Origin of the sequence: Phenylobacterium sp. (genome assembly GCF_035276905.1) — a bacterium.
Lineage (GTDB): Bacteria > Pseudomonadota > Alphaproteobacteria > Caulobacterales > Caulobacteraceae > Phenylobacterium.
In genome coordinates, this window is sequence record NZ_DATELG010000393.1 from 1 (window position 1) to 9,382 (window position 9,382).

Consider the following 9,382-nt stretch of genomic DNA (forward strand, 5'->3'; position numbering starts at 1 on the left):
GCCCTGATGGCGCGCGACTTCTGGAGCTCGCCGCTCAATCCCGCCCGCGACAGCGAGGCGGCGCGGCGCATCTACGCCGGCGCGGACCTGTTCGTGAACCTGACCCGCCGCTACGGGCGTCCCGAATGGGGCGTCGACGAGGTCCACATCGGCGGCCGGCGCGTGCGGGTCTGCGAGGGGACCGAATGGAGCTCGCCGTGGGTGAAGCTCACCCACTTCGCCCGCGACGCCGGCGACCTGCGGCTTGCCGGCCGGCGCGAGCTGGAGCCCGCGGTGCTCCTGGTGGCGCCGCTTTCGGGCCACTACGCGACCCTGCTGCGCGGCACGGTGCAGACCTTCCTGCAGGACCATGAGGTCTATGTCACCGAGTGGGCCAACGCCCGCAACGTGCCGGTGATGGACGGCCGGTTCGACTTCCACGACTTCATCGACCACATCCGCGACATGCTGCGCGCGGTGGGCCCGCGGGCGCATGTGGTCGCGGTCTGCCAGCCGGGACCGCCGACGCTCGCCGCCGCCGCCCTGATGGCCGAGGACGACGAGGACGCCCGCCCGGCCTCGATGACCTTCATGGGCTCGCCGATCGACGCGCGCCTCTCGCCCACGGTGACCAACCGGCTGGCGGAGGAGAAGCCCTTCGCCTGGTTCGAATCCCACGTCATCCACACCGTGCCGCCGCCCTACGCCGGCGTCGGCCGCCGGGTCTATCCAGGCTTCGTGCAGCTGGCCGCCTTCATGTCGATGAACCTCGAGCGGCACCAGCAGGCGCACCTGCACTATCTGCAGAACCTGATGCGCGGCGACGGCGACTCCGCGGACAAGCACCTGGAGTTCTACGACGAGTACCTCTCGGTGCTGGACCTCACCGAGGAGTTCTATCTCCAGACCATCGACAAGGTGTTCCAGCGCTATCTGCTGCCGAAGGGCGAACTCGCCCACCGCGGCCGCCTGGTGCGTCCGGCGGCGATCAAGGACATCGGCCTGCTCACCATCGAGGGCGAGCACGACGACATCTCCGGGATCGGCCAGACCCAGGCGGCGCACGCGCTCTGCACCGGCCTGCCGGACCACCTGAAGGAAGACTACGTCCAGCCGCACGTCGGCCACTACGGGGTCTTCAACGGCCGACGCTTCCGCGAGGAGACCTATCCCCGCATCCGGGCGTTCATCCGTCGCACCCAGCCGGCCTTCGACAAGCAGGTCGTCACGGCCTAGATTTCCGGACGATGAGTCCGTTCGGCCGCGCCTTCGCCGACGGCGACCGGCTGAGCGTGGCCGGCGCCGTGGTCACCCTCAAGATCCATCGCCGTGCGAGGCGGGTGTCGCTGCGCCTCGACCGCGCGCGCGGCGAGATCGTCGCCACCGCGCCCTCCGCCCGCCGGCTCGGCGAGGCCGCCGCCTTCGCCCGCGAGCGCGCGGCCTGGATCGCCGAGCGCATCGCCGAGCTGCCGGAGGCGGCGCCGGTCGCGCCGGGCATGACCTTGCAGGTGTTCGGCGAGACCGTGCGGCTGGAGGCCGGGACCGGGCGCGCCCGCTGGCTCGCCGCGACCGAGCACTATCCAGCCCGCATCTGCGCCATGGGCGAGGGCGAGGGCTACGCCCGCGCCGTGATCCTGGTCATCAAGAAGCGTGCGCTCGAGGTGCTGACGGCGCGCACCGCCCACTACGCGGCTCTGCTGGGTGCGCCGATGCCGAAGGTGGCGGTCGCCGACGCCAAGGGCCGCTGGGGCTCCTGCCGCCCGGGGCGCGCGGGCGCGCCGGGCTCGATCCGCTACTCCTGGCGCCTGGCGCTGGCGCCCTTCGCGGTGGCCGACTACGTCGCCGCCCACGAGTGCGCGCACCTTCTGGAGCTCAACCATGGGCCGAGGTTCTGGGCCCATGTGAAGGCGCTGGTCGGCGAGGCGCGCCCCCATCGCGACTGGCTGCGGGCGGAGGGCGCCAGGCTGCACGCCTTCGGGAGGTAGTTCCTCCTCTCCCGCTGCGCGGGAAAGGAAGGTCAATACGGCGGCGTGTTCGGGTCCTGCGGCGGCGGCGCATAGCCGGGCCCCGGCGCCGGAACACCGCCGGCCGGCACGGCGCCGCTGAGGACGTCGCCGATCGGGTCCTGGGTCAGCTGCGGCTGGGGCGCCGGCAGCTCGCTGCCGGGGATCGGGGCGGACTGCAGCCGGGGCAGGGCCTGGGCCATGTAGTCGTGCCAGATGCCTGCAGGCGCGGCGCCGCCGGTCACCTTCTTCATCGGGGTGTTGTCGTCACGCCCGACCCAGACGGCGGTGACGAAGCCGCCCGTGTAGCCGATGAACCAGGCGTCGCGGTAGTCGCTGGTGGTGCCGGTCTTGCCGGCCTCGTCGTAGCCGGGGACGTGGGCGCGCACGCCCGTGCCGGAGACCAGCACCTGGCGCATCATCTCGTTCATATAGGCCAGCGCCGGCTGGCCTATGACGGCGCGGCGCTCGCCCTGGCCGGCGCCGTGGTCGTAGAGCACGCGGCCGCTGGCGGTGCGGATCCGCTCGATGCCGTAGCCCTTGGCGTAGAACCCGCCGTTCGAGAGCGGCGCATAGGCCTGGGCCATCTCCAGGGGACTGACCTCGACCGCCCCAAGGGCCATCGACGGGTCGAGCTGGATCTGCGAGGTGATCCCCAACCTATGCGCGGTGGCGGCGACGTTGGCGGTGCCGACCTCGTTCGCCAGCCGGGCGGCGACGGTGTTGATCGACTCCTTCAGCGCCACCTGCAGCGTGATCGGTCCCAGGTACTTGCCGGTGTAGTTGCGCGGCTGCCAGGCGCCGATGGCGATCGGCTCGTCGACCACCGGCGTGTCCGGCGTGCGCCCGGCCTCCATCGCCGTCAGATAGACGAACGGCTTGAAGCTGGAGCCGGCCTGGCGCCTGGCCATGGTGACGCGGTCGAACTGGCTCTGCAGATAGCTGGCGCCGCCGACGTAGGCGCGGATCCGGCCTTCGCCGTCGAGCGAGATCAGCGCGCCCTGCTGCACCCCCTGGCCCTTGGCCGCCGCGACGCCGTTCTGCAGCGACTGCTCGGCCGTCGCCTGCAGCGGCAGGTCCAGCGTGGTCTCCACCACGAGATCCTCGGTCGGCTCGCCGACCAGGTTGCGCACCTGGTCGTCCACCCAGTCGACGAAGTACTGCGCCCGCTGGTTGGCCAGCACCGGATTGACCGTCACCGGCGTGCGCAGCGCCTGGTCGCGCTGTTCCGGGGTGATCGCGTGGATGCGCACCATCTCGTCGAGCACGGTGGTGGCCCGGCGGCTCGCGCGGTCGGTGGCCGCCACCGGCGAATAGCGCGAGGGCCCCTTCATCAGACCGGCCAGGATGGCGGACTCGCCGACGGTGAGCTGCGAGGCGGGCTTGTTGAAGTAGCGCTGAGAGGCGGCCTCGATGCCGTAGGCGCCGGCGCCGAAATAGACCCGGTTGAGATAGAGCTCGAGGATCTGCTTCTTCGAGAACCGCGCCTCCAGCCAGACCGCCAGGATCAGCTCCTGGGCCTTGCGCCGATAGGTCTGGTTGGGCGTCAGGAACAGGTTGCGCGCCAGCTGCTGGGTGATGGTCGAGCCGCCGCGCAAGGGGCCCCCGCGGTGCGCCAGGTTGTAATAGGTGCTGCGCGCGATGCCCCACGGGTTGAACCCCAGGTGCCAGTAGAACCAGCGGTCCTCGATGGCGATGAAGGCCTTGGGCACATAGGGCGGCAGCTTGTCGAGGTCGACCGGCGGGGCGTACTGGCTGCCGCGCACCGCGATCATCGCGCCCGACCGGTCGAGGTAGGAGACCGAGGGCTGGCGCTTGACGTCGTAGAGCTTGGAGGTGTCGGGCAGGTCCACCGAGAAGACGGCGAAGAAGGCCAGCACGAAGATCAGCGCCCAGACGCCGAGCACCGCGGTCCAGTAGGCCAGGGACTTCCAGGGCGAGCGCCGGCCGCCGCCGCGAGGCTCGCGAGGTTCGCGACCGCCCGAATTGGGCGACTGCGCTTTGGCCATGTGTCGTCCTGTTTAAAGCCGCCCGCCCGAAGACGTGCTCCCTTAGCACCGCCCCTCTAGCGGCAACAACATGGACGCGCGCTGAATGCGCGGGCCCGTCGCCGCAGGCGTCGACCCTGCGACGGTTGTGCGCTACCGTTCGGTTGCGACGCCGAAATCTGCGTGCTATCAGGCCCGCGGCTGTGGGCGAGGGGCTCTCGGGCTTCTGCTCCCTTTCTGCTTTTTCCAAGCGTTTCCAAGCAGTTGGGCTGTAGCGGAAAGCAAACTTCGCTGCAGCTCTCGTTGCGCACCGGACGGACAATTAAGTGGCGGAAGATCCCCAGACTTCGAATGTCGGTGGCAGATATGCCCAGGCCCTGTTCGATCTCGCGAAGGATCAGGGCGAAGTGGCCAAGGTCGAGGCGGACCTGAAGTCGCTCAAGGCGGCGATCGCCGAGAGCGGCGACCTTCGCGTTCTCCTGGCCTCGCCGGCGTTCTCGGCCGAGAACAAGAGCAAGGGGCTGGCGGCGATCGCCGACAAGGCCCGCTTTACCGCCACCACCAAGAAGTTCCTCGGGCTCCTGGCCGCGAACGGCCGGGCCGGCGCGCTCGCCGCCGTCATCAGCGCCTACGAGCGCCTGGCCGCCGACGCGCGCGGCGAGGTCCAGGCCCAGGTGACCACCGCCCTGCCGCTGACCGCCGCCCAGACCAAGGGCGTCGCCCAGGCGCTGCGCCTGGCGCTCGGCAAGGACCCGCTGATCGAGACCCGCGTCGATCCCGCCATCCTGGGCGGCATCAAGGTGCGGGTCGGCTCCCGACTGTTCGACGCTTCGCTCCGCTCGAAGCTCGATTCCCTGAAGTTCGCCCTGAAGAGAGCGTAAGAAGATGGACATCCGCGCCGCCGAGATCTCGGCCATCCTGAAATCGCAGATCGCCAATTTCGGTGAGGAAGCCGACGTTTCCGACGTCGGTTCGGTCCTGTCCGTCGGCGACGGCATCGCCCGCGTCTACGGCCTCGAGAACGTCCAGGCCGGCGAGATGGTGGAGTTCCCCTCCGCCGGCGTGAAGGGCATGGCGCTGAACCTCGAGCGCGACAACGTCGGCGTCGTGATCTTCGGCGAAGACCGCACCATCCGCGAAGGCGACGAAGTCCGCCGCCTCGGCGAGATCGTCGACGTGCCGGTCGGCAAAGGCCTCTTGGGCCGCGTCGTCAACCCGCTGGGCGAGCCGATCGACGGCAAGGGCCCGATCCAGAACATCGCCGAGCGCCGCCGCGTCGACGTCAAGGCGCCGGGCGTCATCCCGCGCAAGTCGGTGCACGAGCCCGTGCAGACGGGCCTGAAGGCGATCGACACCCTGATCCCGATCGGCCGCGGCCAGCGCGAGCTGATCATCGGCGACCGTCAGACGGGCAAGACCGCCGTCGCCATCGACACCATCCTGAACCAGAAGGCGGTGAACGCCGGCGGCGACGAGAGCGCCAAGCTCTACTGCATCTACGTCGCCATCGGCCAGAAGCGCTCGACCATCGCCCAGATCGTCAAGACGCTCGAGGAGCGCGGCGCGCTCGACTACACCATCATCGTCTCGGCGACCGCCTCCGAGCCGGCGCCGCTCCAGTTCCTCGCTCCGTTCGCCGGCTGCGCCATGGGCGAGTGGTTCCGCGACAACGGCATGCATGCCGTGATCATCTACGACGACCTCTCCAAGCAGGCCGTCGCCTACCGCCAGATGTCGCTGCTGCTGCGCCGCCCGCCCGGCCGCGAAGCCTATCCGGGCGACGTCTTCTACCTGCACAGCCGGCTCCTTGAGCGCGCTGCGAAGCTCAATGCGGATAATGGATCGGGCTCGCTGACCGCCCTGCCGATCATCGAGACCCAGGCCAACGACGTGTCGGCCTACATCCCGACCAACGTGATCTCGATCACCGACGGCCAGATCTTCCTCGAGACGGACCTGTTCTTCCAGGGCATCCGTCCGGCGGTGAACGTCGGCATCAGCGTCAGCCGCGTGGGCTCCTCGGCCCAGATCAAGGCGATGAAGGTCGCCGCCGGCCCGATCAAGGGCGAGCTCGCCCAGTACCGGGAAATGGCCGCCTTCGCGAAGTTCGGCTCGGACCTCGACGCCGCCACCCAGCGCATGCTGGCCCGCGGCGAGCGCCTGACCGAGCTCCTGAAGCAGCCGCAGTACTCGCCGCTGGCGGTCGAAGAGCAGGTGGTGTCGGTCTACGCCGGCACCCGCGGCTTCCTCGACAAGGTGCCGACCGCCGACGTCGGCCGCTTCGAGAGCGAGCTGATCAGCCACATGCACGCCCAGCACCAGGACCTGCTGGACACCATCCGCACCAAGAAGGACCTGGGCCCGGTCGAAGACCAGCTGAAGTCGGTGCTGACCGGCTTCGCCCAGAACTTCGCCTAAGACCGGCCCCTCAAAGGGAAAGAGACCTTAAGGGATGGCCAGTCTCAAGGAGATGCGCAATCGGATCGGAAGCGTGAAAGCCACGCAGAAGATCACGAAGGCGATGCAGATGGTGGCGGCGGCCAAGCTGCGCCGGGCGCAGGACGCGGCGCAGAACGCCCGTCCCTACGCCGAGCGCATGGCCTCGGTCATCGCCAACCTGGCGGCGGGCGTGTCCGGCGACGGCGCGCCGAAGCTGCTGGTCGGCACCGGCTCGACCCAGCGCCACCTGGTGGTGGTGGCGACCTCCGACCGCGGCCTCGCCGGCGGCTTCAACTCGTCGATCGTCCGCGCCGCGCGCGAGCGGATCGTCTCCTTGCTCAAAGAGGGCAAGGACGTCCGCGTCCTGGTCGTCGGCCGCAAGGCCCGCGATCAGCTGCGCCGGCTCTACGGCGACAAGTTCGTCGGCGAGTTCGAAGCCGGCGGCAACCCGGCGCTGGAGCGCGCCGAGGAGATCGCGGCCAGGATCCGCGAGCTGTTCGAGGCCGGCGACGTGGACGTGGTGACGCTGTTCTACAGCCGCTTCGTCTCGGTGATCAGCCAGCAGCCGACCGCCAGGCAGCTGATCCCGGCCGAGGTGCGGGCGGGCGGCCCGGTGGTCGACCTCAAGGGCGCCTCCTATGAGTACGAGCCCGACGAGGCCGGCATCCTGGAGGCTCTGCTGCCGCGGAACCTGACCACCCAGGTCTTCTCCGCCATGCTGGAGAACCAGGCCGGCTTCTTCGCCGCCCAGATGACGGCGATGGACAACGCCACGCGCAACGCCGGCGACATGATCGCCAGCCTCACCCTGCAAATGAACCGAGCCCGCCAGGCGCAGATCACCAAGGAGCTGATCGAGATCATCTCCGGCGCCGAAGCGATCTAGTCCGAAAGAGCCCGACATGTCTGAAGCTCCCGCCAAGAAGACCACCACCCGCCGCGCGCCCGCCAAGGCCGCGGCCGCGAAGAGCGCCGCCGCCGTCGTCCCGGCGGGCGCCGTCGCCTCCGGCAAGATCGTCCAGATCATCGGCGCCGTCGTCGACGTCGAGTTCGAAGGCCATCTGCCGGCGATCCTGAACGCGCTGGAGACCTCGAACACCGACCAGAAGACCGGCCAGCCGTTCCGCCTGGTGCTGGAAGTCGCCCAGCACCTGGGCGAGAACACCGTCCGCGCCATCGCCATGGACACCACCGAGGGCCTGACCCGCGGTCAGGCGGTGGTCGACACCGGCAAGCCGATCACCGTGCCGGTCGGCCCGGCCACGCTCGGCCGCATCATGAACGTTATCGGCGACCCGATCGACGAAGCCGGCCCGATCTCGCTGGAGCACACCTCGGTGATCCACCGCGAGGCCCCGTCCTTCGCCGAGCAGTCGACCTCGGCCGAAGTGCTGGTCACCGGCATCAAGGTCATCGACCTGCTCTGCCCCTACACCAAGGGCGGCAAGATCGGCCTGTTCGGCGGCGCCGGCGTCGGCAAGACCGTGACGATGCAGGAGCTGATCAACAACATCGCCAAGGCCTACGGCGGTTACTCCGTGCTGGCCGGCGTGGGCGAGCGGACCCGTGAAGGGAACGACCTCTACCACGAGATGATCGAGTCCAACGTGAACATCGATCCGAAGGCGAACAACGGCTCGACCGAGGGCTCCAAGTGCGCCCTGGTCTACGGCCAGATGAACGAGCCCCCGGGCGCCCGCGCCCGCGTCGCCCTGACGGGCCTCGCCCAGGCGGAGTACTTCCGCGACGTCGAGGGCAAGGACGTGCTGCTGTTCATCGACAACATCTTCCGCTTCACCCAGGCGGGCTCGGAAGTGTCGGCGCTTCTCGGCCGCATCCCCTCGGCGGTGGGCTATCAGCCGACGCTGGCCACGGAGATGGGCAACCTGCAGGAGCGGATCACCTCGACCAACAAGGGCTCGATCACCTCGGTGCAGGCCATCTACGTGCCCGCCGACGACCTGACCGACCCGGCGCCGGCGACCTCGTTCGCCCACCTGGACGCCACGACGGTTCTCAGCCGCGACATCGCCGCCCAGGCGATCTTCCCGGCCGTGGACCCGCTGGACTCCACCTCGCGGATCATGGACCCGCTGGTGATCGGCGAGGAGCACTACAAGGTGGCCCGCCGCGTGCAGGAGATCCTGCAGCAGTACAAGGCGCTGAAGGACATCATCGCCATCCTCGGGATGGACGAGCTGTCGGAAGAGGACAAGCTGACCGTCGCCCGCGCGCGGAAGATCCAGCGCTTCCTGTCCCAGCCGTTCCACGTGGCCGAGCAGTTCACCAACACGCCCGGCGTGCTGGTCAGCCTCGAGGACACCATCCGCTCGTTCAAGGCGCTGTGCGACGGCGAGTACGACCACCTGCCGGAGCCCGCCTTCTACAACGTCGGCACGATCGAGGACGCGGTCCGCAAGGCCGAAAAGCTGGCCGCGGAAGCCTAAAGACCGATGGCCGCGAACAAGCTCCACTTCTCCCTGGTCTCGCCGGAGCGTGAGCTCTTCGTCGGCGACGTCGACCAGGTGGACGCGCCCGGCGCCGAAGGCGACTTCGGCGTCCTGGCCGGCCACGCGCCGTTCATGACGACGCTGAAGGAAGGCCAGATCCGGGTGTTCAACGCCGGCCAGGTGCGGACCTTCGACGTCCGCGGCGGCTTCGCCGACGTGACGCCGGAAGGCCTGACGGTGCTCGCCGAGCATGCGGTCGAGGCCGCCTGACGGCTGAAGCGCCGATCGGCGATGCGATCGAAGGGGCTCTGCTCGCACCGGGCAGGGCCCTTTTTCATGGACTGGACGGCCTTGCTTCGCAAACTCCAGCTTGCGGCCCTTGCCTCCGGCGCGCGGTCTCGTTTTAGTGCGGCCAGTTGTCTCACGGGGGAACCGTTATGCGCACCGCCATCGCCAGCCTGGTCCTGATCGCCGGCCTCACGACAGGGGCGCAGGCGCGGACGCCGCCGACGCCCACGACCCC

8 protein-coding genes are annotated in these 9,382 nt (G+C 69.5%); 7 read left to right on the forward strand and 1 reads right to left on the reverse strand.

Annotation, left to right across the window (positions count from 1 at the left end; all coding sequences use genetic code 11):
- Positions 1–1,215, forward strand: a 1,215-nt coding sequence (locus VJS38_RS18860) for a polyhydroxyalkanoate depolymerase (protein ID WP_324089689.1), incomplete at its 5' end; no start/stop codon positions are given.
- Positions 1,216–1,226: 11 nt separating this feature from the next.
- On the forward strand, positions 1,227–1,964 hold the full coding sequence (locus VJS38_RS18865) for a M48 family metallopeptidase (RefSeq protein ID WP_324089690.1): 738 nt from the start codon (positions 1,227–1,229) through the stop codon (positions 1,962–1,964).
- Positions 1,965–1,996: 32 nt separating this feature from the next.
- Here the strand turns inward: VJS38_RS18865 and VJS38_RS18870 are convergent, their stop codons facing one another.
- A complete protein-coding gene (locus tag VJS38_RS18870; RefSeq protein ID WP_324089691.1) occupies positions 1,997–3,991 on the reverse strand; it encodes a penicillin-binding protein 1A in 1,995 nt (664 codons plus the stop codon).
- 305 nt (positions 3,992–4,296) lie between these two features.
- Between VJS38_RS18870 and VJS38_RS18875 the strand changes: the two genes are divergently transcribed.
- The 5 genes from VJS38_RS18875 to VJS38_RS18895 are packed head-to-tail and all read left to right on the forward strand — an operon-like array spanning position 4,297 to position 9,129.
- A complete protein-coding gene (locus VJS38_RS18875; protein ID WP_324089692.1) occupies positions 4,297–4,851 on the forward strand; it encodes a F0F1 ATP synthase subunit delta in 555 nt (184 codons plus the stop codon).
- A 4-nt stretch (positions 4,852–4,855) separates the two neighbouring features.
- On the forward strand, positions 4,856–6,388 hold the full coding sequence (gene atpA / locus VJS38_RS18880) for a F0F1 ATP synthase subunit alpha (RefSeq protein ID WP_324089693.1): 1,533 nt from the start codon (positions 4,856–4,858) through the stop codon (positions 6,386–6,388).
- Between the two features lie 34 nt (positions 6,389–6,422).
- On the forward strand, positions 6,423–7,295 hold the full coding sequence (locus VJS38_RS18885; protein ID WP_324089694.1) for a F0F1 ATP synthase subunit gamma: 873 nt from the start codon (positions 6,423–6,425) through the stop codon (positions 7,293–7,295).
- Between the two features lie 16 nt (positions 7,296–7,311).
- Positions 7,312–8,856 (forward strand): F0F1 ATP synthase subunit beta, encoded by a 1,545-nt coding sequence (atpD, locus tag VJS38_RS18890; protein ID WP_324089695.1) that lies wholly within the window; start codon positions 7,312–7,314, stop codon positions 8,854–8,856.
- A gap of 6 nt (positions 8,857–8,862) precedes the next feature.
- Positions 8,863–9,129, forward strand: coding sequence for an ATP synthase F1 subunit epsilon (locus tag VJS38_RS18895; RefSeq protein ID WP_324089696.1), 267 nt, complete (start codon positions 8,863–8,865; stop codon positions 9,127–9,129).
- The last annotated feature ends 253 nt before the right edge of the window (positions 9,130–9,382 follow it).

Coding starts and splice junctions, on each gene's coding strand:
- VJS38_RS18885 (WP_324089694.1), top strand. CDS start 6,423: ATGGCCAGTCTCAAGGAGATGCGCAATCGGATCGGAAGCGTGAAAGCC.
- VJS38_RS18865 (WP_324089690.1), top strand. CDS start 1,227: ATGAGTCCGTTCGGCCGCGCCTTCGCCGACGGCGACCGGCTGAGCGTG.
- atpD (WP_324089695.1), top strand. CDS start 7,312: ATGTCTGAAGCTCCCGCCAAGAAGACCACCACCCGCCGCGCGCCCGCC.
- VJS38_RS18870 (WP_324089691.1), bottom strand. CDS start 3,991: ATGGCCAAAGCGCAGTCGCCCAATTCGGGCGGTCGCGAACCTCGCGAG.
- VJS38_RS18895 (WP_324089696.1), top strand. CDS start 8,863: ATGGCCGCGAACAAGCTCCACTTCTCCCTGGTCTCGCCGGAGCGTGAG.
- atpA (WP_324089693.1), top strand. CDS start 4,856: ATGGACATCCGCGCCGCCGAGATCTCGGCCATCCTGAAATCGCAGATC.